This is a genomic window from Streptomyces sp. NPDC048590 (genome assembly GCF_043199535.1).
Classification (GTDB): Bacteria; Actinomycetota; Actinomycetes; order Streptomycetales; family Streptomycetaceae; genus Streptomyces.
This window is the reverse complement of the sequence record NZ_JBICWC010000001.1, coordinates 30,186-53,837: the sequence shown is the minus strand read 5'-3', so window position 1 is coordinate 53,837 and position 23,652 is coordinate 30,186. Positions and strand designations below refer to the sequence as shown.

Annotated in this window: 14 protein-coding genes; 7 read left to right on the top strand and 7 right to left on the bottom strand. The window is 72.4% G+C overall.

What is annotated here, in order from left to right; translation table 11 throughout:
* Window positions 1-66 precede the first annotated feature (66 nt).
* The 6 genes from ACGFNN_RS00195 to ACGFNN_RS00170 all read left to right on the top strand — a co-directional run bounded on the left by ACGFNN_RS00195 (window position 67) and on the right by ACGFNN_RS00170 (window position 8,300).
* On the top strand, window positions 67-1,158 hold the full coding sequence (locus ACGFNN_RS00195) for an ATP-binding cassette domain-containing protein (RefSeq protein ID WP_393551424.1): 1,092 nt from the start codon (window positions 67-69) through the stop codon (window positions 1,156-1,158).
* Complete coding sequence (locus ACGFNN_RS00190; protein WP_393551422.1) at window positions 1,155-1,946, top strand: ABC transporter permease; 792 nt, start codon at window positions 1,155-1,157, stop codon at window positions 1,944-1,946. Before ACGFNN_RS00195 ends, ACGFNN_RS00190 begins: the two co-directional genes overlap by 4 nt.
* 306 nt (window positions 1,947-2,252) lie before the next feature.
* Entirely contained in the window at window positions 2,253-3,611 is a 1,359-nt protein-coding gene (locus ACGFNN_RS00185) for an ABC transporter substrate-binding protein (protein ID WP_393551420.1), read from the top strand.
* Window positions 3,612-3,615: 4 nt separating this feature from the next.
* Window positions 3,616-4,995, top strand: a complete 1,380-nt coding sequence (locus ACGFNN_RS00180; protein WP_393551418.1) for a carbohydrate ABC transporter permease — start codon at window positions 3,616-3,618, stop codon at window positions 4,993-4,995.
* Window positions 4,992-5,909, top strand: coding sequence for a carbohydrate ABC transporter permease (locus tag ACGFNN_RS00175; protein WP_393551416.1), 918 nt, complete (start codon window positions 4,992-4,994; stop codon window positions 5,907-5,909). Before ACGFNN_RS00180 ends, ACGFNN_RS00175 begins: the two co-directional genes overlap by 4 nt.
* Before the next feature lie 165 nt (window positions 5,910-6,074).
* A complete protein-coding gene (locus tag ACGFNN_RS00170) occupies window positions 6,075-8,300 on the top strand; it encodes a CDP-glycerol glycerophosphotransferase family protein (RefSeq protein ID WP_393551414.1) in 2,226 nt (741 codons plus the stop codon).
* 19 nt (window positions 8,301-8,319) lie between these two features.
* On the opposite strand, the gene ACGFNN_RS00165 is transcribed toward ACGFNN_RS00170, so the two are convergent.
* The 6 genes from ACGFNN_RS00165 to ACGFNN_RS00140 form a co-directional block, all read right to left on the bottom strand.
* Window positions 8,320-9,465 carry a glycosyltransferase gene (locus ACGFNN_RS00165; protein WP_393551412.1) on the bottom strand — a complete coding sequence of 382 codons (1,146 nt, stop codon included), beginning with the start codon at window positions 9,463-9,465 and terminating at the stop codon, window positions 8,320-8,322.
* The gene (locus ACGFNN_RS00160; protein WP_393551410.1) at window positions 9,462-12,308 is read right to left on the bottom strand and encodes a CDP-glycerol:glycerophosphate glycerophosphotransferase; all 2,847 of its coding nucleotides are present in this window, start codon (window positions 12,306-12,308) and stop codon (window positions 9,462-9,464) included. Before ACGFNN_RS00160 ends, ACGFNN_RS00165 begins: the two co-directional genes overlap by 4 nt.
* A complete protein-coding gene (locus ACGFNN_RS00155; RefSeq protein WP_393551408.1) occupies window positions 12,305-15,757 on the bottom strand; it encodes a CDP-glycerol glycerophosphotransferase family protein in 3,453 nt (1,150 codons plus the stop codon). Before ACGFNN_RS00155 ends, ACGFNN_RS00160 begins: the two co-directional genes overlap by 4 nt.
* A gap of 103 nt (window positions 15,758-15,860) precedes the next feature.
* Window positions 15,861-16,706 (bottom strand): TylF/MycF/NovP-related O-methyltransferase, encoded by an 846-nt coding sequence (locus ACGFNN_RS00150; protein WP_393551406.1) that lies wholly within the window; start codon window positions 16,704-16,706, stop codon window positions 15,861-15,863.
* 11 nt (window positions 16,707-16,717) lie between these two features.
* The gene (locus tag ACGFNN_RS00145) at window positions 16,718-17,428 is read right to left on the bottom strand and encodes a methyltransferase domain-containing protein (RefSeq protein ID WP_393551404.1); all 711 of its coding nucleotides are present in this window, start codon (window positions 17,426-17,428) and stop codon (window positions 16,718-16,720) included.
* Window positions 17,429-17,502: 74 nt separating this feature from the next.
* Window positions 17,503-19,527, bottom strand: coding sequence for a CDP-glycerol glycerophosphotransferase family protein (locus tag ACGFNN_RS00140; protein ID WP_393551402.1), 2,025 nt, complete (start codon window positions 19,525-19,527; stop codon window positions 17,503-17,505).
* 99 nt (window positions 19,528-19,626) lie between these two features.
* Here ACGFNN_RS00140 and ACGFNN_RS00135 point away from each other — a divergent pair, with 99 nt between their 5' ends.
* Window positions 19,627-23,004 carry a CDP-glycerol glycerophosphotransferase family protein gene (locus ACGFNN_RS00135; RefSeq protein WP_393551400.1) on the top strand — a complete coding sequence of 1,126 codons (3,378 nt, stop codon included), beginning with the start codon at window positions 19,627-19,629 and terminating at the stop codon, window positions 23,002-23,004.
* Here ACGFNN_RS00135 and ACGFNN_RS00130 read toward each other — a convergent pair.
* Window positions 22,994-23,599 carry a TetR/AcrR family transcriptional regulator gene (locus ACGFNN_RS00130; protein ID WP_362546918.1) on the bottom strand — a complete coding sequence of 202 codons (606 nt, stop codon included), beginning with the start codon at window positions 23,597-23,599 and terminating at the stop codon, window positions 22,994-22,996. The two genes, ACGFNN_RS00135 and ACGFNN_RS00130, sit on opposite strands and share 11 nt — an antisense overlap.
* Window positions 23,600-23,652 lie beyond the last annotated feature (53 nt).

The following is a 23,652-nucleotide window of genomic DNA, read 5'->3' as shown; positions in this document are numbered from 1 at the left end:
TCCGGCAGTTCCTCCGTACCACTTCAACCTCTTGAGGAGAGGACCCCACCCATGCATCTTCCTGTCATGCCCACGTCCAAAATGGGCGACGGGGCACCATCACCCGCCGCCGTGTCGGCTGTCGGTCTGCGCAAGTCCTACGGCGACAAGGTCGTCCTGGACGGCATCGACCTGAGCATCCCGACCGGTTCGGTGTTCGCCCTGCTCGGACCCAACGGCGCGGGAAAGACGACCGCCGTGAAGATCCTCTCCACGCTCGTCACCGCCGACGGCGGGGACCTGCGTGTCGGCGGCCACGACCTGGCCACGGACCCGCAGGCGGTGCGCGCGCTCATCGGCGTAACCGGGCAGTTCTCCGCGGTCGACGGGCTGATCACCGGCGAGGAGAACATGCTCCTCATGGCGGACCTGCACCACCTGTCCAAGCAGGAGGGAAGGCGGGTCGCCGACGAGCTGCTCGCACGGTTCGACCTCGTGGAGGCGGCGAAGAAGCCGGCCGCGAGCTACTCCGGCGGCATGAGACGCCGGCTCGACATCGCCATGACCCTCGTCGGCAGCCCGCGAGTGATCTTCCTCGACGAGCCCACCACCGGCCTGGACCCGCGCTCACGCCACAGCATGTGGCAGATCATCCGAGAGCTCGTCACCGGCGGTGTCACCGTCTTCCTCACCACCCAGTACCTGGAGGAGGCCGACGAGCTCGCCGACCGCATCGCCGTACTGCACGGCGGAAGGATCGCCGCCGAAGGGAGCGCCGAGGAGCTGAAGCGCCTGGTTCCCGGCGGACACGTCCGCCTCCGCTTCACCGACCCCGGCGCCTACCGCGCCGCGGCCGCCGTGCTGCGCGAGGCCGGGGCCGACGACGAGGCGCTCACGCTCCAGATCCCGAGCGGGGGCAGCCAGCGAGAGCTGCGCGCCATCCTGGACTGGCTGGACGCCGAGGCGATCGAGGCGGACGAACTCACCGTCCACACACCCGATCTCGACGACGTCTTCCTCTCGCTCACCGCAACCGACGCGGATGCCGTCGCCGACACGGACACCCGCACCGGTACGGCCCCCCTCGCCGCCACCGGTGCCGGGCCGGCGGCCGGCGACCGGTCCCCCCGTACGCACGCCGCCCAGCCGCTCCGCCGACCCGAGGAGACCTCCCGATGAGCAGCACCCTCACCCTCGCCGTACGCGACTCCTCGACCATGCTGCGGCGCAACCTCCTGCACGCCCGCCGCTACCCCTCCATGACCCTCAACCTGCTCCTCACCCCGGTCATGCTGCTCCTGCTGTTCGTCTTCGTGTTCGGCGACGTGATGAGCGCGGGGATCGGCGGCCGGCCGGACCGTTCGGCGTACATCGCCTACGTGGTGCCGGGGCTGCTGCTGATGACGATCGGCAGCACGGTGATCGGGACCGCGGTGGCGGTGTCCACCGACATGACGGAGGGCATCATCGCCCGCTTCCGCACGATGGCGATCCACCGCCCCTCGGTGCTCGTGGGGCACGTCGTAGGCAGCGTCCTGCAGTCGGTCGCCAGCGTCGTCCTGGTGGGTGCGGTGGGTGTGGCCATCGGCTTCCGCTCATCCGGCGCCACGGCCCTGGAATGGCTGGCCGCGTTCGGTCTGCTCGCCCTCTTCGCCCTGGCGCTGACCTGGATCGCGGTCGGCATGGGGCTGGTCAGCCCGAACGCGGAGGCGGCCGGGAACAACGCGATGCCGCTCATCCTGCTGCCCCTGCTCTCCAGCGCGTTCACCCCGGTCGACTCGATGCCCGGCTGGTTCCGGCCGATCGCCGAGTACCAGCCCTTCACGCCCGCCATCGAGACCCTGCGGGGCCTGCTCCTGGGCACCGGGATCGGTCACAACGGCTGGCTGGCCGTCGCCTGGTGCCTGGGCCTCACGGTCCTCGGGTACTTCTGGGCGACCTCGAAGTTCAACCGCCACCAGGGATAGCCGCCGGACGGCGGCCGGACGGGGCCCGCGGGGAACCGGGGAGCTCCGTCCGGCCCCTCAGGGGGACTGCCGGCCGCCCAGGGGGCAGCTGCCCGGCGGCCCGGAGCTTGGACTGACATGACGTCACGAGCCGATCACGATCGTCCAGTTGACCGTGGCGGCGGTATTGCGGCCCCAGGACGCCGGGCATAGGACTGTGCGCACGGACGACGTGAACCGCGCGACGTGAGACGTGAGCGGCACCGCAGGGTCCGACCGTTGGTGCCGGTCCACGTACATGCGCGCGCCGGAGAGACGGGGCAGGGAATGCGCAGAACCGTATCCATGCGTAGGGCCGCAGTGGTGTTCACCGCGATCGGGGCACTGGCCCTCGCGGGGTGCAGTGGTGACGGGGAGGACGAGCCGAGCACGGATCCGGGCAAGAAGGACGACCGGCCGTCGAGCGTCTCCCTGCCGAAGCTGGACGGCGAGAAGATATCCGTGGCCGCCGTCTGGACCGGACCCGAGCAGGCCAACTTCACCAAGGTGCTGGACGAGTTCGAGAAGCGCACGGGCGCCACGGTCACCTTCGTCCCGGCCCAGGACCCGATCGTCAACTTCCTCGGTACGAAGATCGCCGGCGGGCAGCCGCCGGACGTCGCGATGATCCCGCAGGTGGGGGCCATCCAGCAGGCCGTGGCCAAGAAGTGGGCCAAGCCGGTCGGCAACGAGGCGAGGGCGCAGCTCGGCCAGAACTACGCGCAGGTCTGGCAGGACCTCGGCTCGGTCGACGGCACCCAGTACGGCGTGTACTTCAAGGCGGCCAACAAGTCCCTGGTCTGGTACAACACCAAGGCCTTCGAGAACGCCGGCGCGAGCGAGCCGAAGACCTGGAAGGACTTCCTGGCGACGGCCGAGACGGTCTCCGCCTCCGGGGTCACCCCGGTCTCGGTGGGCGGCGCGGACGGCTGGACGCTCACGGACTGGTTCGAGAACATCTACCTCTCCCAGGCAGGCCCGGAGAAGTACGACCAGCTCGCGAAGCACGAGATCAAGTGGACCGATCCCTCGGTCAAGGACGCGCTGACCACCCTCGCCGAGCTCTTCGGCAAGCCGGAACTGATCTCCGGCGGCGCCGACGGCGCGCTCCAGACCGAGTTCCCGGTCTCGGTCACCCAGACCTTCACCGGCGGCGACCAGCCCAAGGGCGCGATGGTCTTCGAGGGCGACTTCGTCTCCATCAACATCGCGCAGACCGAGGCGAAGATCGGGACGGACGCCAAGGTGTTCCCGTTCCCCGCGGTCGGTGCGGACTCCCCCGTGGTGACGGGCGGCGACGCGGCCGTGGCGCTCAAGGACGGCAAGGGCGCCCAGGCGCTGCTGACCTGGCTCGCCTCGACCGACGCGGCGAAGATCTGGGCCGAGGCCGGCGGCTTCATCTCCCCGAACAAGTCCCTGGACACGGCGGCGTACCCGAACGACGTGCAGCGCAAGATCGCCGAGGCGCTGATCGCGGCGGGCGACGACGTCCGCTTCGACATGTCCGACCAGGCCCCCCAGTCGTTCGGCGGGACGCCCGGCAAGGGCGAGTGGAAGATCCTCCAGGACTTCCTGAAGAACCCGAAGGACGTCGCGGGGACCCAGTCCGCGCTGGAGTCCGCCGCCGCCAAGGCGTACACGAGCTGACGCGATGACGACAGCGACCGCGGGGGGCGCGGACAGCGCGCCCCCCGCCGACAAGCGTCCCGGCACGGGCGCCGGTGCGGGCGGGCGCCCGCACCGCGGCGTGACCGGCACCCGGAGAACCGTCGCGGTGGCCTTCCTGCTGCCGGCCCTGGTCCTGCTCGGCGCACTGGTCGTCTATCCGATCGTGTACTCCGTCTACCGGTCGTTCCTCGACCAGTCGGGCACCTCCTTCGCCGGCCTCGACAACTACCGGGAGCTGTTCACCGACGACACCATCCGGACCGCGGTGAAGAACAACGCGATCTGGGTCGTCGTCGCGCCGACGGTCGCGACCGTGCTGGGGCTGATCTTCGCGGTCCTCACCGAGCGGATCCGCTGGGGCACGGCGTTCAAGCTGATCGTCTTCATGCCGATGGCGATCTCGATGCTGGCCGCCGGCATCATCTTCCGGCTGGTCTACGAACAGGCCCCCGAGCGTGGGGTCGCCAACGCCGTGGCGGTGGGTGTGCACGACACCTTCGCCGAGTCCTCGGGCTTCCCGAAGGCGCATCCGCTGCCCGTCCATCCGCTGAAGGCCGGCGGTGGCGGCTCCTTCGTGACGAAGGAGACCGTGCGGGCGGGGACACCCGTGAGTCTGCCGCTGGTGGGCGTCGTCCCGGCGAAGATGCCCGGCGACGCGGAACCCGCGAAGGCGGCCACCGCCTCCGGCGACGGGATCACCGGAACGGCCTGGCTCGACTTCACCAAGGGGGGCGGCGGGAAACCCAACGTCGTCGACCCGAAGGAGCTCGGGCTCAAGGGTCTCACCGTCGAGGCGGTCAAGGACGGCAAGGTCGTCGCCTCCGCCCAGGCGGGGGCCGACGGGGTGTTCACCCTGCCCGCGGCGGCGGACGGTGCCCTGCTGCGGCTGCCCGCGGAGAACTTCCGCGAGCCGTACAACGGCGTCGACTGGCTCGGCCCGTCCCTGGTGACACCGGGGATCATCGGGAGCTACGTCTGGATGTGGGCCGGATTCGCGATGGTGCTGATCGCGGCCGGTCTGGCGGGCCTGCCCCGTGAACTCCTCGAAGCTGCACGGGTGGACGGCGCAAACGAGTGGCAGGTGTTCCGCCGGATCACCGTGCCGATGCTCGCCCCGGTGCTGGCGGTGGTCCTGGTCACGCTGATGATCAACGTGCTGAAGATCTTCGACCTGGTCTTCATCATCGCCCCGGGCTCCTCGCAGGACGACGCCAACGTCCTGGCCCTCCAGCTGTACCGCACCTCGTTCGGCACGGACGCGGACCTCGGGGTCGGCAGCGCGATCGCCGTGCTCCTGCTGCTGCTGGTGATCCCGGTGATGTTCTTCAACGTCCGCCGGATCCGGAAGGAGGGCCGCCGATGACGACCACGACCGAGGCAGCACGGGCCGAGGAGACACCCGCGGCCGGACCCGCCGCCGTTCCGGAGCGGTCGCTCGGCGCGCGGATAGCCGCCCGGGCCGGCGGCGGCGCCATGCGGGTCTTCCTCGTCCTGGCCGGGCTGTTCTGGCTGATGCCGACCATCGGACTGCTGCTGTCCTCGCTGCGCGGCCCCGAGGACATCGCGGCGTCGGGATGGTGGAAGGTCTTCACCGCACCCTCCGAGCTGACCTTCGACAACTACCAGCGGCTGCTGGACAACTCCGCCATCACCGGATCCCTGTTCAGCACGGTACTGATCACGGTGCCGTCCACCCTCCTGGTCGTGGTGATCGGCTCCTTCGCCGGCTACGCCTTCGCCTGGATGGACTTCCCCGGACGCGACTGGTGGTTCCTGGCGGTCGTGGGGCTGCTGGTGGTCCCCGTACAGGTGGCGCTCATCCCGGTGTCCGAACTCTTCGGCGCCATCGGGATCTTCGAGACCACCTTCGGCGTGATCATGTTCCACACGGCGTTCGGCCTGCCGTTCGCGATCTTCCTGCTGCGGAACTTCTTCGCGGAGATCCCGCGTGAACTGCTGGAGGCGGCACGGCTCGACGGCGCCGGTGAGATCCGGCTGTTCACCCGGGTCGTGATGCCCCTCGGCGGTCCCGCCATCGCGTCGCTGGGGATCTTCCAGTTCCTCTGGGTGTGGAACGACATGCTCGTCGCCCTGATCTTCGCGGGCGCCGACTCCCCGCCGATCACCGTCGCCCTGCAGCAGCAGGTACGGCAATTCGGCAACAACATCGACGTGCTGGCACCCGGCGCCTTCGTGTCGATGGTCATCCCGCTGGCCGTGTTCTTCGCCTTCCAGCGGCAGTTCGTCTCCGGAGTGATGGCGGGCGCCGTGAAGTAGAACTCTCACGCACACCTGTTCGTCAACACAAGGGCGGCCCGTTCACTCTCGATCGGGCCGCCCTACCTGGTATTTCGCCCGAATGCCACGCGCCGCGTAACCACGTCACTCCATCAGCCGTTTGCGGGCCACCTACCCGTCTCGCGAGCGCCCCCTGGATGTGTTGTGCCCCGGTTCAGTGTCATCGTGCCCGCGTACCGGGTGCAGGCCTATCTGCACGCGTGTCTCGACTCCGTGCTGAACCAGTCCTTCAAGGACCACGAGGTCGTCGTGGTCGACGACTGCTCCCCGGACTCCTGCGGTTCGATCGCCGACGAGTACGCCGAGCGCGACGCCCGGGTCACCGTCGTCCACCTGCCGGAAAACTCCGGCCTGGGGCCCGCCCGCAACGCCGGGATCGCCCGCGCCACCGGGGACTACCTCCTCTTCCTCGACGGCGACGACACCTTCGCCCCGGAGGCGCTCCAGACCATCGCCGACCGGCTGGAGGCAACCGGCGGCCCCGATGTCCTGGTCTACGACTACGCCCGCACCTACTGGTCGGGCGAGAGCGTGCGCAACGTCCTCTCCCACCACCTCGCCGAGGCCGGGCCGGACTCCTTCCGGCTGGCCGACCGGCCGGAACTGCTCAAGATCCTCATGGTCGTGTGGAACAAGGCCTACCGCAGGGCGTTCGTCGAGGCCGAGGGCTTCACCTTCCCGCCCGGGTACTACGAGGACACCCCCTGGACCTATCCCGTCCTCATGGCGGCCGGGTCGATCGCCGTCCTGGACACGGTCTGCGTCGAGTACCGCCAGCGGCGCCGCGGCAACATCCTCTCCACCACCACGCACCGCCACTTCGACGTCTTCGACCAGTACGACCGTGTCTTCGCGTTCATCGACGCGCGCCCCGAACTCTCTGTCTGGCGCCCGGTGATATTCCGCAGGATGCTCGACCACTTCTCCACCCTCTTCACCTCCCGGGGCCGGCTGCCGCGCGGGAGCAGGGCCCGTTTCTTCCGCCGCGCCCGCGCGCACTGCCGCCGCTACCGCACCCCCGGTGCCTCCGTGCCCCGCCGCACCCGGCTGCGGCACTCGCTCCTCCGGCTCGGCGCGCACCGGACCTACCGGGCGCTGTGGGCGGCGCAGCGGCTGGGCGGGCGCGTCGGGCGCGCCGTCGCGGCCACCCGCCGTGCGGTACGCGCGGCGGTCCTCCAGGCGCACTACCGCGTCCAGCTACGCCTGCCCGTGCGCGGCCGGGACGCCGTGTTCGCCGCCTACTGGCACCGCGGCTACACCTGCAGCCCGGCCGCGCTGGAGGCCGCCGCCAGGACGCTGGTGCCGGGGCTGCGGACGGCCTGGATCTGCCGCCCGCAGGACGCGCACACCGTCCCGGAGGGGACGCGTGTGCTGCACCCGGGAACGGCCGCCTACTGGACGGCGCTGGCCCGCTCGAAGTACCTCGTGAACAACGTGAACTTCGACCGCAGACTGGTGAAGAGACGCGGTCAGGTGCTGCTGCAGACCCACCACGGGACACCGCTGAAGACCATGGGGACCGACCTGCTCCAGTACCCGGCCGCCGCCGGGAACATGGACTTCGCGCAGCTGATGCGCAACGTCGACAAGTGGGACTACTCGCTCTCGGCGAACCAGCACTCGACGCTGGTGTGGGAACGCACCTACCCGTCCGGCTGCACCACGCTGGAGTACGGCAGCCCGCGCAACGACGTCTTCCACCGTGCCGACCCCGCCGGGACCGCGCGCCTGCGCACGCTGCTGGGCGTCCCCGAGGGCAGCACCGCCCTGCTCTACGCCCCGACCCACCGCGACTACCGGCGCGCACAGCGGCACCCCCTGGACCTGGAACAGCTGCTCCGGGTCCTGGGCCCTCGCTTCGTGGTGCTGGCACGGGCCCACTACCTGGACGTACCGGCTTCCGGGCACGCTCGGCACCCGGGGATCATCGACGTCAGCGGCCATCCGTCCGTGGAGGAGCTCTGTCTCGCCTCCGACGGGCTGATCACGGACTACTCGTCCCTGATGTTCGACTACGTCAACCTCGACCGCCCGGTGGTCCTGCACCTGGAGGACCAGCAGGCGTACGAGGCAGCCCGCGGCATGTACTTCGACCCCGCGTCCTTCCCGCCCGGGGCGGTGGCCCGGGACCAGGAGGAGCTGCACGAGATCTTCACCACCGACCACTGGCGTGGGCCGCGCTCCGCGCAGCGGCGGGCCGCGTTCCGGGCCCGTTTCTGCCCCTACGACGACGGGCACGCGGCCGAGCGGGTGGTGCGCCGGGTCTTCCTCGGCGAGACCCCGGATCTTCCGGGGGCCGCCCCGCTGACGGGCCGCGGCGCCACCGGGGTGCCCCGTCAGGTGCCGGTGCGGGAGTTCACCGACGGGTGAGGCCGCGAGGCCCGCCCGGTCAGAGCTCCAGGAAGGCGAAGAGTTCCTCCCAGCGGCCCATGATCTCCGCCTCGGAGAACCTCTGGACGTTGGCCCGCGCCCTGTCCCCCATCGTGTCCCGCATCCGGGGGTTCCCGGTGAGCCGGAGCAGCCGGTCGGCGAGCGCCCCGATGTCCCCGGCGGGCGCGAGCAGCCCGTCCTCACCGTCGCGGACGATCTCGCGGACCCCCGGCGCGCAGTCGAAGGCCGCACAGGGCACCCCGCTGGCCATGGCCTCCAGCAGCGCGAGCGGAAAACCCTCACCCCGTGAGGACTGGACGAAGACGGACGAGGCGGCGAGCGCACCGGGCACGTCGTCCGTACGCCCCCGCCACTCGACGCTCCCGTCGAGCCCCAGCCCCGTGCACCGTGCCCTCAGCTCCGCCTCGTCCTCGCCCGTCCCGTAGACGTCCAGCCGCCAGTCGGGACGGAGCGGGGCGACCAGTGCCCAGACGTCCAGGAGCATGTCGATGCCCTTCTGGTCGGTGAGCCGGCCGATGCTGGCGACCGACTTCTCCCGGCGGGGTGAGGGCACCGAGGGGAGATGTGCCAGGGCGTTGGGCATGAAGCCGACGTTGTTCATCCCGTCGCCCGCCCACTTGTCGGCGTCCTCCTCGGTGAGGACGAGCCAGCGCTCCAGCGACGGGTAGTGGTTCCTGATCCAGCGGTACCGGTGGCTCGCGCGGGAGTAGTCGTAGGACTCGTGGCTCATCCCGACGACCCGCAGGTCCCCGGTGTCCGCCTCTCCGACCCACTCCATCGCCCAGACCTGGCTGACGATCACGACCCCGCCCGGCCCGGCCTCCCGGAAGATCTCCGAGAGCCGCCCGACGGCCCGGCGCTTGTCCGCGGCCCGGCGGGCCTCGGCACGCCGCGCGGGGATCCGGAAGCGGTCACGCACCCCCTTTGGCGCCCAGGGGGTCGGAGGGTGCGCGGGATGGAGGGCGGTGACGGGGTAACCGGCGTCGGGCAGGGCCATCTTCCGCTCGGCCGCGTGGATGCCGATGGTGTGCACCCGGTGGCCCGCCTCCTGGAACAGCTGGGCGGTCCGGTGCATCCAGCCGGTCACCCCGCCCAGTTCGTCGGTGCTGTTGGAGACGATGAAGACGTCACGGCTGCGGCTCATCGGCCGGCCTCCCCGGTGGACTCGGTACGGGACGGGACGGTGTGCCGGGCGAAGACGGTGTCGACGACCCTCCGGGAGGCGTCCCCGCGGTCGAAGGCCCCGAACTCCTCGGCGAACGCGGCACGGCGCTCCTGGAATCCGGTGTCCGCGGTCTTCAGCCGCGCCAGCACGCCGAAGAGCTCCTCCTCCGTCGCCGTCACCGGGCCGGGCGCCTTCTCGCGGAGGTCGAAGTAGCTGCCCCGCTCGGCGGAGTAGGTGTCGAGGTCGGGGGCGAAGAGCACGACCGGGCGGTCCAGGAGCGCGAAGTCGAACATGATCGAGGAGTAGTCGGTGACCAGGACGTCGGCGAGTTCGAGCAGCTCACCCGCGTCGTGGTGGTCCGAGACGTCGACGACCGTCCCGGGCGGGCAGGCGGGCAGGCTCGCCGCCTCCAGGTAGTGGGCACGCACCAGCAGGGTGTACGTGTCGCCGAAGCGTTCGGCGAAACGCGCCGCGTCCAGCAGGAGCCGCTGCCTCTTGCGCTTCCCCGGTCCGCCCCGGAACGTCGGCGCGTACAGCACCACCTTGCGGTGGTCGGGCAGGCCGAGCTCCGCCGCGAGCGGCGGACGGGGCAGCCGGCCCTCCGCCTCGTCCCGGGCCCGCGCGGCGACCAGCCGGTCGTTGCGGGGGTAGCCGGTGCGCAGCAGCGCCCGCTCCGGAAGCCGGTAGGCGCGGGCCAGGGTCCGCTCGTCGTGCTCGGAGCGTACGAGGAAGTGGTCGAAGCGGCCGACGGCCGCCCGGAGCCGTTCGCGCTGCGGGGCGTTCTGCATCCGGACCCGGGTCTCGTCGAAGCCCATGCGCTTGTAGGCCGAGCCGTGCCACGTCTGGAGGTAGGTGGTGCCGGAGGGCTTGTCGAGGTTCTGCGGGAACCCCTGGTTGTCGACCCAGTACTCCGCACGGGCCAGGGCCCAGAGATAGCGCCAGGACCAGCGGCGCACCCGCCGGGTGTCCTTCGGGAAGCCGTCCGGGGAATCCGCGTAGGACCAGACGCAGCGCAGCCGGAGCCCCCGTGCGCGCACCTCCTCGTACACGGCCCGGGGACTGTCGCCGTAGCACGTGCCCATGTGGCTCTCGAAGACCACTGACCCCTTGCGCACCGGCAGCCTCAGCAGCCACGAGCGGTAGACCGAGGTCTTGAACCCCCGGGAGCGGTACCTGTCCGCCCGCTTCCTCAGGGCTCGCGCCAGGAGCCTTACCCGGCGGGCGGGGCGGAAGTGGGTCGCGTAGTGGACCAGCCGGCGGGCGGTGCGGGCCGGGCGTCGGCGGGCCTCCAGCCGCAGCGCCAGATGGTCCCTGAGGGTGACGTAGGGCTGCCAGGTGTCACCGGTCGTCCGCCCGAGCCGGGGAAGGGCGGGAGAGCGGTCGGCCGGGCCGACCATGTCGTGGGGGGCGAAGAGGTCCGTCACCGAGCGGGTCCCCCCGTCGTCGAGGACCATCCGCACGTCCCACACGGTGTCGCGGAGCCCGTAGGGGCGCAGTAGCCGGGTGAGCCCGGCCCGGACGGACCAGCTGATCCCGGTGGCGTCGGGCCGGAGCGTGGTGACCGGGGTCCGGAACGACCGGGCACCGTCCCGTACGCGGAACTCCAGATGCGCGGTGAGGGTGGCCTCCGGGTCGGGCCTGCTGTGGCCCGGCAGGACCAGGCGGCCCGCGAGCGCGACACCGGTGGCGTCCGCCTCGTACCGGGTGAGCCGGTTCATGAGCTTCAGCTCACCGAACGAGCGGTACTGGTGGCCGAGTTCGGTGACGTCCAGCACCGGCTCCCGCCCGCCCGGCCAGTACGTCCTGCCGTCCTCCCCCTCGACGAGCGGCGCCGCCACCACTCCCCTCCGGCGCAGCGCGTAGGCGGCCGCGAGCAGCCGGTCCGCCTCACCGCCCTCCAGCAGCCGGACGCCGACGCGTTCCACGGGCGGCAGGGTCAGCAGTGCGGCCTCCGGGACGCTGCCGGGCAGCACCCTGGCCGCCGTCGCCGCGACGCGTTCGCGTACGGCGGCGGGCAGTTCGGGGAAGGAGCGCACCAGCGGCACCAGGTGGTCCCGCAGGAACGCTCGCTCCCGCTCCTCGCGCAGGTCGCCGAGGCCCTGCGCCACCAGCACATGGCACACCCGCCGGTGCGCCTCGACCAGCCCGGCGAGGTCCCGGCCGGCGTCCGGGGCGGCCCGCCCGGAGACGATCCGGCGGCGTACCAGCGCGATCCGGCCGACCACGGCCGCCGCCAGCGGACCGAACAGGATCTCGCTCCGGGTGAGGTCCTCGTCGTAACGCAGGGCGTGCCGCTCCAGCGCCGCGCGCCGGAGGCAGAACCCGGTCACCAGGGCGTCGTGCACCGCCAGTTCGGGTGCCTCGGTGAACCGGCCGACGGTCCGCGAGCTGAGGAAGAGCGGGTGCTGCCAGGAGGGCTCCCGCTCCTTGGTCCCGTCGCCGGTGAGCCGGCTCCAGCGCCCGGCGATCAGGTCGGCACGGGTGCGGGCCCCTGCCTCCCAGAGGTTGCGGCAGGCGTGCTCCTGGAGGCGCTCCCCGGTGTCGAGCACCAGGACGTAACGGCCGCGCGCCGCGTCCAGACCGGCATTGCGCCCGGCGGCGACGGACCCGGTCCCGGGGTCGAGCACCCGGACCCGGTCCGGGGAACGGCCGGCGAGCGAGGCGGCCGCCGCCCGCAGGGCGTCAGGGGCGTCGGCCGGAAGGACCACCAGCGCCTCGACCGCGCCCAGGCTCTGGGCGAGCACGGACTCCAGGGAGGCGGTCAGCACCTGCGCGCCGCCCTCTCCGGCGGGGATCACACAGCTGAACTCGGGTGTGCTCATGCCTGGGCGCCCTTCAGCATCCGGTCCACGACCCGGACGGCCGCCGTCCCGTCGTCGAGGTCGCAGAACGACTCGCGGAACGCGTCGTACGCCTCCCGGTGGCCGGCCGTCGCGGCCCCGGGGTCGCGCAGCGCCTCGACGACCGCGGCCGAGTCGGTGATCAGCGGGCCGGGCGCCCGTTTCTCGAAGTCGAAGCAGAATCCGCGCAGGGTGTCGCGGTAGTGCTCCAGGTCGTAGGTGTGGAAGAGCATGGGCCGGCCGGTCTGGGCGAAGTCGAACATCAGCGAGGAGTAGTCGGTGACCAGCACATCGCTGATCAGCATCAGCCGGGTCACGTCGGGGTGGCGCGAGACGTCACGGACGAAGTCGCTCGAAGGGACGCTCCCGCCGACGAGGTAGTGGCGGCGCACCAGCAGGACGTGGTCGTCGCCGAGCGCCCGACGGGCCTGCTCCAGGTCGAGCTGGAGGTCGAGCCCGTACAGGCCGCTGCGCTTCGGCAGGTCCTCGCGCCAGGTGGGGGCGTACAGGACGACCCGTTTGCCGTCGGGCACGCCGAGCGACCGCCGGACCGTGTCGGCCACCTTCGCCCGGTCCGCCGCGTGGAGCAGGTCGTTGCGCGGGTAGCCGCACGCGAGGACCTCGCCCTCGTATCCGAAGGCGCGCCGCAGGACAGGGGTGGAGAAGCTGTTCGGCGAGACGAGCACGCTCCACTGGGCCGCCCGCCGGGGCATGGACGCCATGTACGCGGCGTCCGCGAAGGGGGTGCCCGCCAGGTCCCGGCCGATCCGCTTGAGCGGCGTGCCGTGCCAGGTCTGGACGACGAACTGCCCCTCGCGGCGCTCGAACCACTCCGGCAGATGGGTGTTGGTGACGATCCACCGGCTGCGGGCCAGGGCCTCGTGCCACTCGGCACCGTGCAGGGCCACGGCGCGCGCCCCGGCGGGTACGACGGCCTGCTGGTCGCGTACGACCCAGAGGTGCTCGGTGTCGCCGCCGCGCCGGACCAGCTCCTCGTGGACGGCGCGGGGCGAGTCGGAGTACTGGCGCCCGTCGAAGCTGGAGTACAGCACGGCGTCACGCAGCCCGTCGCCCCGTGCGTCCGCGTACCGCTCGCGCAGCCGGCGCTGCCCGTACGCACCCCGCTCGCGGGCCGGGAGGGCGCTGGAGGACATCAGGCAGAGCCGGTCGTGGAAGCGCCGCTCCAGGGTGAGGCGACGCCCGCCCGACTCATGGTGCAGCGGGAGGACCGAGTGGAGCTGCGGGGTCAGTCGCAGCGGGAGGTAGCGCTCCGGGTCCGTCTCACCGGGCTCGCGCAGGAAGGGGTACCAGCGCCCCTCGGCGAGCGGCACCGTGCCGCCGGCCCCGTCCACGGCCCCTGGTGACAGCTCGGCGTGGTGCACCGGGTCCGAGCGCTCCACGGCGAAGGTGTTCTCCTCCTGGTGCCCGCTGTGGCGCAGTACGAGTTCGAGCTCCCGGCCGGGCGGCGTGGGGAAGGTCCACTCCAGGGCGAGGACGCCGCCGTCCGCCCATGCCGCGCGGGTCACGACGGGACGCACGTCCCGGTCGGTGAGCACCAGGTCCCCGGAGGGGTTGGCGGCGGCGTAGACCTCACGGCCGCCGGGGAGCGGGTAGCGCACGGCGTCCGTCTCGGGCCGGGCGGCGACCGTCATCCGGCGTGCACCGCCGACCAGTTGGACGCCCCAGTCGCCGTCGGTCCCGTGGAAGGTCCCCAGCGGCACCTCGGCGGAGAACGTACGGCCGTCCACGCCTTCGTCTGCGGTGAGCGGGAACTCCCTGGCCTCCTTGGACCGCCACTCCTGCACACGCAGGGCGGTGGGGGTGCCGGCGCCCAGGACGCGCACCGTGATCCGGAGCGCGTCCCCGCTCGGTGCGGGGCCGTGGCCCGCGACGACGGCGTCGACGCGTTCGGCGCGCAGCTCCAGCTTGTTCCCCGACAGGAGCGGGACGATCCGCGTGCGTTCGTCGGCGTACCGCACGGCGGGCGGCGCGGGGTTGCCGAGGAGGCGCATCGGTCCCCGGCGCGGGCGGCCGGCGCCGACGACGAGGGACTCCAGCTTCCAGACGGTCCGCGCCCCCTTCGCCGTGGCCCCGGTGAGGAGGCGGCGCGGGTCGACGGTGGTCTCGAAGCCGGAGCGCTCGTAGCGGTGCAGCGAGCGTCCGGACCCGGCAGCGGCGTCGTCGGTGAGCGTCCTCCGCAGCCGGAGCGGGATCAGTCTGCGCCCGGACCGCAGCCAGCCGGTGCCGGCCGACCGGCCGGGGGCGTTGCGGACGTAGGCGTACCCCTTGAGGTGGAGCAGTCCGTCGCGCCAGACGGCCTCGGTGAGGTGCGCGTGCACCGGAAGGTCGGTGTCGGACAGCGCGGTGACGGCGCGCGGGAGCGGGGCCTCGATCCCGGGGTACTGGGCCCGCGGCCGCAGCCTCCCGCGGACGTGGAAGGTGTCGCGGTCCGTGGACTCGTGGGCCAGCAGGGCGAGCAGCTCGGCGGTCCTCCGCTCCCTGACGAGCTGCCACTTGACCCTCAGGTGCAGCGGCAGCGCGCCGAGGACCGCGGGGTCGACGGTGTCGGCGAAGGCGTTGGCGTGGGTGAGGAAGGCCTCGTGGAACTCCGGGCCGCCGTCCGGGAGTGCCTCGATGAACAGCCACAGGTCCCCGGAGAGGGCGTGCTCGTCGTAGCGGCGTCTGGCGTCCGTCATGCCGCGCTCCGCGAGGAACCGGCTGACGGTGGAGACCGCCGTCACCCGGTCGCGGATGCCCTTGGCCACCGCGCGCCGGGTGGTGATCGAACCGTCGCGGTCCCGCCAGTGGTAGACGGGCTCCTCCACCACGTCCACGCTCCGGGCGAGGAAGTGGGCCGGCAGGACCACGGCGATGTCCTCGTAGAGGACCCCGGTCGGGAAGGCGAAGCCGTGCTCGTCCCAGAACGACCTGCGGAAGACCTTGTTGCAGGCGATGCGGTCGCCGAGCAGGATCCAGTCCCGGGTGACATGGGTGGCCCTGCGGTGCTTCTCCATCGGCCGGCGGAACATCGGGGACTGCTCGAGCGCTCCGTTCACCCGGAGCCTGAGGACGTTGCCCGTCGCGAAGTCCGATCCGGAGGCGTCGAGTTCGCCCAGCATCCGGGCGAAGGCGCCCTCGGGCACGATGTCGTCGCTGTCGACGAACGCCAGGAACTCGGCCTCGGGATGGGCGTGCCCGGTCCCGGCGTTGCGTGCCGCCCCGAGCCCGGCGTTCTCCTGCCGGACGAGGCGGAAGCGCGGGTCACGCCGGGTGTACTCCAGCGCCACACCGGCGCTGCCGTCGGTCGAACCGTCGTCGACCATGACGACTTCCAGGTCGGCCATGGTCTGCCCGGCGAGCGAGTCCAGGCAGGCGCCGAGGTACTCCTCGACGTTGTAGAGCGGGACGACGACGGTGAGACGGGGTGGCATGACGCTGCGCACGATCCTTCCGGACGGACGAACGGACTTCCTCTGCCCTGTGGAACGAGCCCCGTGCCGGTGAGGCACGGGGCTGGCAACGACCTTGTTCCGCTCAGGGTTTGACGGCGATGCGGCCCTCGTCCATGCGCAGCAGCAACAGCTGCTCGCCGGTCTCCTCGAGGAACTCGTCGACGGCCTGCCGCGACCCCTGCCAGTAGCCGTAGTCGTCGATCAGCAGCACCCCGCCGCTCACCAGGCGCCCGTACAGGTGGGTGAGTTCGTGCTTGGTGGAGGCGTACCAGTCGGTGTCCAGGCGGAGGATGGCGATCTGCTCGGGCGCCTGCTCGGGGACGGTGTCCTCGACCTTGCCGCGCACGTAGTGGATGCGCTCCTTCGGGTACGGCACCTGCTCGAAGCCGGCCCGTACGTCCTCCAGGGAGGCCACGGCCCAGATGGGCCGGTCCTTGCCCTGGGCGTCGAGCAGCTCCCGCGCGGGCCTGCCGTCCCGGCGCAGGTCCTCCTCGGTGGGCGGTGTCATGCCCTCGTACGTGTCGAAGAGGTGCAGGTCACGATCGGTCTCACCGAGCGACAGCAGGGTCTTGGCGCAGGCCTGCATGGAGCCTCCGCGCCAGACCCCGCACTCGACGATGTCGCCCGGGATCTTGTGCTTGACGATGTGCCGGGTCGCGAGGACGAACGCGTTGAGCCGCTCCGGGGAGGTCATCGTGTACGGCTTCACCGCACGGATGATGTCCTTCGCCTCGTCGTCGTAGTCCGCGGGGAGCTGCGGCGGCTTCTTCGCGACCGGCTTCACCGGCCGCTCGGCGGCGACGGGGGCGGGGCGGGGTGCGGGCAGGGTCGCGCGCCTGAGCTGGTATCCGGTGAGTTGCTGAAGGACGCCGTTGACGGCGTTGCGCCAAGCCATGGGGCGGGACAGTACGCGCGCTTTGCGTCTCATGTCATCTTTCGTCAACCTGTGGTTGATGCCGCCGCGGAGCTGCCGGGGCGTCCGCACAGCTCGCGGCCGTCCAGCGGACGCGGCAGGGGCACCCGGTCGACGCCGCCGACCCGGTTCGCCCACCACACCGCCGTCTCCCGCACGGCGAACATCCTCAGCCGGGGGTAGCTCGACGGCCTGCGGAAGACCCCGACGGAGTCACCCCAGTAGGCGGCCTTGGCGTCGATACCCCGGTAGTCGTGCCAGATGCCCTTGGTGGGCGGGAAGTCGGTGTACGCCTCGCGGAGTTCGAGCCCGGAGTGGGCGGCCATCGCCCGGAAACCGTCGGGGTAGTAGCGCCAGCAGTCCTGTGCGTCGTGGGCGTGGCCCCGTGAGGGCGCGGTGACGAAGGCGTGGCCACCGGGCTTGAGCACCCTGGCGATCTCCATCATCGACACCCAGAAGAACGGGATGTGCTCGAACGCCTGGCCGGACAGCACCACATCGGCGCTGCGCGACTTCACGGGGATCCGGTAGGGGCGGGTCATGACCGCGTCGACGTTGGGGCCGTCGAGGACGTCGACCCCGAAGTAGTCGATGTCGTGGTCCGCCAGGAGCCCGCGGTGGGTCCGTTTCTGCTTCCCGGAGATCCGCGAACCGAGGTCCACGACGCGGTGCCTGCGGTCCTTGGGCAGGTACTCGTCGACGCAGAGCCGCATCTGCTCGTAGGCGGACCGGTGCATCATGTTCTCCCCACGTTGCCGAATGCGCTCGTGCCGCCCAGCACAACGACGGCGGCCCACGGAGGGAGCGCCCCTTACGGGTGACCCGGCGGTCGGACCGCCTCCCCCCGGAACACCCGCCGCACCACCCGCTCCGCCGCCCGCCCGTCGTCCCAGGGGCAGAAGCGGCGGCGGAAGGCGGCGCGCAGCGCCTCGGCCCCGGGCGCCCTCCAGGCCCCGGAGCGCAGCACGTCGAGGAGTTCCCGCTGCGTGGTGGCCACCGCGCCCGGGGTGTCGCCGGGGCGTCCGGACAGCAGGTCGAAGTAGGTGCCGCGGGAGGCGCGGTAGGCCTCCCAGTCGGGTGCGTAGGTGATGACCGGGCGGTCCAGACAGGCGTAGTCGAACATCAGCGACGAGTAGTCGGTGATCAACGCGTCCGACGCCAGGCAGAGTTCCTCCACGCTCGGGTGTCCGGTGACGTCCACGACCCCCTCTCCGGGGGACACGTCCGCCGTGCGGCCGTAGAAGTAGTGGGCGCGCACGAGGAGTACGTGTCCGGGGCCGAGGCCGGCGACGAGCTCCTCGGGGTCGAGGCGGGGGACGTACCCCTTGCGGTAGTCGCGATGGGTCGGCGCGTAGAGGAGCACGGTCGCGCCGGGCGCGATGCCGAGTTCCGCTCGGATCTTGCCCGTCCGCTCGGCGGTCGCCGTGCGGAGCGCGTCGTTGCGCGGGTAGCCGTACGGCAGGTGCTCGTAGGAGGAGGGGTAGACCCGGTCCCAGGTCTCGGTGCTGTGCGGGTTGGCGGAGAGGCTGTAGTCCCACTGGTCGGTGTGGGCGGCGATCCGCTCGAAGCTGACCCCGTTGGTGAGCGCGGGGTAGGGCAACTGGTCGAGGCCCATGGTCTTCAGGGGGGTTCCGTGGTGGGTCTGGAGGTAGATCTGCCCGGGGCGCTTGGTGAAGCCGCCGGGAAAACTGGTGTTGTTGACGAGGTACGTCGCCGTGGCCATGGTCCGCCAGTAGGCGCGGGAGCCCTCGATGACGTACGGCACTCCCGGCGGCATCCGGTCGCGGTGCCGCGAGGACACGACCCACACCCCGTGGATCTCCGGGGCGATCTCACGCGCCTTGGTGTAGATCGCGGCGGGGTTGCAGGCGAAGCCCCTGTTCCAGTACGCGCCGTAGACGGCGAGGCGGGGATCGAGCGGACGGCGCAGGTCGGCGCGGTAGACGGCTCTCATCGCCCGTGCGCGCAGGGACTTGTGGCCCGCGCGAGCGGCCACCCCGGCCCGCGTACGCCCGGCGCGGGCCGCCTCCCGGAGCCGGTGCGCGGTGTACGTGCCGGGGAGTCCCGCCGCCCGGAAGAAGGCGGCGCGGTCGGCGGGCGCGACACGGCCGGGGTCGCCGAGCACGGCCAGCAGGTGGGCTCCGCGCGCGTCCTGGACCCGCCGGTCGCCGCCGGCTCCAGCGGCCAGTTGCTGGTACGCCCCGATGACGGCGAAGTGCTCCCGGCCGGGTGGACCGGCGGGGCGGCGCACCCGGTGGCGGACGCAGATCCGGTCGAGCGAGGCGTGGGTGCCCGCGTCCTCGGCCAGGAGGACCGCCCAGTGGACGGGCACGACATGGCCGAAAGGGCCCTCGGTGAAGCCGAGACCGTGCGCCTCACGGAAGGCACGGCGGACGAGCTGGTTCCCGGCGGCCGGGAGGCCGTCGTCCGGCAGGGTCCGGCCCCACCAGTCGGCCCGCTCGTGGCCCAGCGTGAGCACGTCGGGCCGTTCCCCGGTCAGACGGGCGCGGATACCGGCCACCGCGCCCGCCAGGAGCAGGTCGTCGGCGTCGAGGAAGAGCAGATAGGCGCCGCGCGCGCCGTCGGCGCCGGCGTTCCTGGCGGCGCCGGTGTCCCAGGGGCCTTCGAGGACCGAGACGCGCAGCCGGGTGTCGCGCTCGGCGCACTCACGGGCGATGGCGAGGTCAGGGGCGCCGCCGGGGGCGTCCGTGCCGACGACGATCACTTCCAGGTCCGACGGCCCGCCGCGCCCCGGCGCCTGCCCGGTCACGGACTCCAGGCACCCGCGCAGGTACCCCTGGGCGCTGTGGGCGGGCACGACGACACTGAGGAGCATGGCAGCCGAGCGTAGTGCCGCCCTCGGGGCACCCTTGATGATCTTCACCCGTTCGGGGTAACGGCGTGACCCGTGGGGCTCCCCCGGGTTGAGCTGTGCATGAAGCCGCTCCTCAGTGTCGTCGTCCCCGTGCACAACGTCGAGGACTACCTGGAGGAGTGCCTCGCCTCGCTGGCCGCACAGTCCCTGAGCGACATCGAGGTCGTCCTCGTCGACGACGGCTCGACGGACGGGAGCCGCCGGATCGCCGAGGACTTCGCCGCCCGCGACAGCCGCTTCCGCTGTGTCCACCAGCCCAACGCGGGTCTGAGCGCGGCCCGTAACGCGGGTGTCGCCCGCACCACTCCCGGGGTGCCGTACCTGGCGTTCGCCGACAGCGACGACGTCGTCGTCCCCGACGCCTACGAACGGATGGTGGCCTCCCTGGAGTCGACCGGTTCGGATCTCGTGACGGGCAATGTGCGACGGCTCGACGAGGAGGGGACACGGCAGGCCTGGCAGTACCGCTGGCTGACCACCGACAGCCTTCGCACCCACATCTCCCGCGATCCCCGGCTGCTGGCCGACCGCGTCGCCTGGAACAAGGTCTTCCGCCGCTCGTTCTGGGACGCGCACGCCTTCACCTTCCCCGTGGGCAAGCTCTACGAGGACACCCCGGTGATGATCCCGGCGCACCACCTCGCCCGGACGGTGGACGTACTGCACGAGCACATCTACCACTGGCGGGTGCGTGAAGGCTCGATCACCCGGCGGCGCACGGACGTCCGGGGCGTGCGCGACCGGATCGCGGCCTGCGAACAGGTCAGCGCCTTCCTCGCGGACCGCGGCGAGGGTCAGCGGCTGCGCTACGACATCTCGTGTCTGCGCGACGACTTCGTGTACTTCCTCGAAGGGCTGCCGATGGGCGGGCCCGAGTACCGCGCCGCGTTCATGACGGACGCGGGGGCCTTCCTGGACCGCGCGGGCGACAGGGCCCTGGAGGGGCTGCCTGCCGCCGAACGCGTCCGGTGGCAGCTGGTGCGGGAGCGCAGGGCGGACGATCTGCTGGCGGTCCTGGAGTTCGCCCGGGCCAACGGGGCCGGCACGTTCACCGTGTCCGGCCCGCCTGGACGGCGGCGCGCCACCTACCCCGGACTCACGGGCACCACGGCACGCCTCGTCAAAGGCGACCTGCCCGCCGTGGCGCGGGTGACCGGGTCGTCCTGGGGCGAGGACGGCACGCTCCGGCTGCGCGGGTACGCCTACATCCGCAACCTTCCGGCGTCCGCCCCCCGGCACTCACTGAAGGCGGGTCTCGTGCGCGAGGCCGGAGGCAGACGGCTGCGGACCGTGCCGGTGCGCACGGTCCGGACCGACCGGGCCACGGCCGACTCCGGGCAGGAGCTGCACGACTACGGCCACGCGGGCTTCGAGATGGTGCTCGACCCGGCCCGGCTGGGCACGGGCGCCTGGCTGGTGGGCGTGGTGGTGGCCGGGCACGGCGTGGTCCGGCGGGCGGCGCTGCGCGCCGTGGAGGCCGCCGCCGCACGGACCACCGTCCACGACCTGGGCGGGGGGCGGCGCGCGGTGCTCGGCCACCGGGACGGCCGGCTGGTCCTGACCGTGACCGGGCTGCCGGCGCTGGCCACCGGGCACCGCACCGGGCCCGGCGGCCTGGAGCTCACCGGCCGGCTGTACGGGGACAGCCGGCCCACCGCAGTCGTGCTGAGCCGCGACGGTGCGGCCGAGCACGTCTGCCCGGTGCGTCCGACGCAGGGGGCCGGGGAGAGCGGTTTCGGGGCCCGGATCCCGCTCGCCGCGCTCGCCGGGGAGTCCGGTCCCGGTGCTTCCGGGGCAGGCGGCCGGTGGCGGGCCGAGCTCGCGGCCGAGGACGGGGGCCGGGTGCCGCTGGCCGCCGCTCCGGGCCTCGCCCCGCCCGCCTTCGCCGACCCGGCGGGCAACCTGGTGGTCGACCTGGACTGCGAGCCGTACGTGGACACGGCGGGCACCGGCCCCGACGGCTCCCCGTACATCGCCGGAGCCGGATCGGGCCCGCTCGTCCTGCGCCACGACGTACTCGGCGAGACGGTGGCCGTCCCGCTGGAGCGGCGCGAGGGCCGGTTCACCGCCGTACTCGCGCGGCCTCCCCGGGAGGGTGTCTGGGACGTCCTGCTGGGCGGCCGGCCGGTACGCGTGAGTACGGCGCTCGCCGCCGGTCTGCCGGGGCAGGACGAGAAGGCCGCCTTCCACCTCGGTGTCCGTCACGGCGACCGGCTTGCCCTGCACCGCGCGCCCGCCCTCGCCGAGGGGGAGCGCGGCGCCTACCACCAGGCCCGCCTGAGGACGGTGTGCCATCCGGCCGCACGGCGGCTGCCTCTCCGGGACGTCGTGCTCTACACGGGGGACGGCTCCACGCGCGCGGTGCACGCGGAACTCGTGCGGCGGAACACCGAGGCCGAGCACCTCTGGGTCACCGACGGCTCCACGGGCGCCGCGGCCGGCGTACCGTCCACCGCCGTACCCGTCGTGGCGCACAGCGCCGCCTGGTACGAGGCGCTGGCGCGGGCGCGCCGGATCGTCGCGGCCGGGCAACTGCCCGCCTGGTTCGAGCGCCGCCCCGGCCAGACCGTCGTCCAGACCTGGCACGGCGCACCGCTGGGCCGGTTCGGCCTCGATCTCACCGGCACCCTGTACGCCGACCACCAGCACCTCGCCACGCTGGCCCACAGGTCCGCGCAGTGGTCGGTCCTGGTGTCACCCAGTGCGTACGCCACCCCGCATCTGCGCCGGTCGCTGGGGTTCACCGGCGAGGTGCTGGAGGCGGGCTGTCCCGCGGACGACCTGCTCCTCGCTCCCGGACGGGAGAAGACGGCCGAACGCGTACGCCGGGCCCTGGGCGTCCCGGACGGAAACCGTGTGGTGCTCTACGCGCCGACCTACCGCGACCACCTCGCCCATCCTGCGGCGAGCACGCCGGGCAGCCCCTGGCCCCGGCACCGCTGGGACCCCGCGCTCGATCTGGCCGCGCTGGCCCGGTCGCTGGACGGGCGTACCACCGTGCTGGTCCGCCGGCACCCACGGGTGACGGGCACCGTCCCGCCGGATCCCGCCCTGCGGGACGTGTCGGCGCACCCCGACGCCACGGAGCTGCTGCTCGTCGCGGACGTGCTGGTCACGGACTATTCCGGCCTGGCCTTCGGGTTCGCGCACACCGGCAGGCCGATGCTCTTCCACACCCATGACCTGGAGCACTATCGGGACACCGTGCGCGGCTTCTGCCTGGACTTCGAGACCATGGCCCCCGGCCCGCTGCTGGTCACCACCGAGGAGGTGGCCCACGCCCTGCGTGACGCCCAGGCGTCCGCGGGGCTGCACGCGGAGGCCTACGAGACCTTCCGCCAGGACTGCTGCGGCCCCGCGGACGGGCGGGCAGCCGCCAGGGTCGTGGACCGTCTGCTCGCCGGGGAGTCCGCTCCCCCGGGCGGGATCACTCCTTGAGCGCCCGGACCGCCGATGCCGCGAGGTCGTCCAGATACCCCTTGGGCAGATCGCCCCGGACCACGACCAGGCGCCAGTAGAGCGGTCCGACGATGAGGTCCAGCGCGCGGTCGGGATCGCTGCCCTCGGGCAGTTCGCCGCGTGCGACCGCCTCCCGCACGACCACGGCGGCCACGCCCTGCTGCTGGTCGAGCAGCGCGGCCTTGATGGCGTCGGAGATCTCCGGGTTGCGGGCCGCCTCGACGAGGAGGTCCGGGATCACCTGTGAGGCCACCGGGTGACGCAGGGCGTACGACGCCAGCTCCAGCACGGCGCGTACGTCCCCGTACAGCGAACCGGTGGCGGGGGCCGGCATGCCCTGGGCGGCCAGTGCGGAGACCAGGTCCAGGACGAGGTGGAGCTTGGACTTCCACCGGCGGTAGACGGCGGTCTTCCCGACTCCGGCGCGCCGGGCGATGCCCTCGATGGACATCCGGGCGAATCCGACGGCGGCCAGCTCCTCGAAGACGGCGCCGCGGATCGCGTCGGTCACGTCCTCCCGCAGCACCGCGGCACCTGCCGGGGTGCGGCGCCCGGTTCGCCCTTCGGTGGTCATGACCCCGAATGATAGTCCGTAACGACGAAACGGTTGCGTTGCGACGCACAAAC

Coding starts and splice junctions, on each gene's coding strand:
- ACGFNN_RS00195 (WP_393551424.1), top strand. CDS start 67: ATGCCCACGTCCAAAATGGGCGACGGGGCACCATCACCCGCCGCCGTG.
- ACGFNN_RS00190 (WP_393551422.1), top strand. CDS start 1,155: ATGAGCAGCACCCTCACCCTCGCCGTACGCGACTCCTCGACCATGCTG.
- ACGFNN_RS00185 (WP_393551420.1), top strand. CDS start 2,253: ATGCGCAGAACCGTATCCATGCGTAGGGCCGCAGTGGTGTTCACCGCG.
- ACGFNN_RS00180 (WP_393551418.1), top strand. CDS start 3,616: ATGACGACAGCGACCGCGGGGGGCGCGGACAGCGCGCCCCCCGCCGAC.
- ACGFNN_RS00175 (WP_393551416.1), top strand. CDS start 4,992: ATGACGACCACGACCGAGGCAGCACGGGCCGAGGAGACACCCGCGGCC.
- ACGFNN_RS00165 (WP_393551412.1), bottom strand. CDS start 9,465: ATGAGCCGCAGCCGTGACGTCTTCATCGTCTCCAACAGCACCGACGAA.
- ACGFNN_RS00160 (WP_393551410.1), bottom strand. CDS start 12,308: ATGAGCACACCCGAGTTCAGCTGTGTGATCCCCGCCGGAGAGGGCGGC.
- ACGFNN_RS00155 (WP_393551408.1), bottom strand. CDS start 15,757: ATGCCACCCCGTCTCACCGTCGTCGTCCCGCTCTACAACGTCGAGGAG.
- ACGFNN_RS00150 (WP_393551406.1), bottom strand. CDS start 16,706: ATGAGACGCAAAGCGCGCGTACTGTCCCGCCCCATGGCTTGGCGCAAC.
- ACGFNN_RS00145 (WP_393551404.1), bottom strand. CDS start 17,428: ATGCACCGGTCCGCCTACGAGCAGATGCGGCTCTGCGTCGACGAGTAC.
- ACGFNN_RS00140 (WP_393551402.1), bottom strand. CDS start 19,527: ATGCTCCTCAGTGTCGTCGTGCCCGCCCACAGCGCCCAGGGGTACCTG.
- ACGFNN_RS00135 (WP_393551400.1), top strand. CDS start 19,627: ATGAAGCCGCTCCTCAGTGTCGTCGTCCCCGTGCACAACGTCGAGGAC.
- ACGFNN_RS00130 (WP_362546918.1), bottom strand. CDS start 23,599: ATGACCACCGAAGGGCGAACCGGGCGCCGCACCCCGGCAGGTGCCGCG.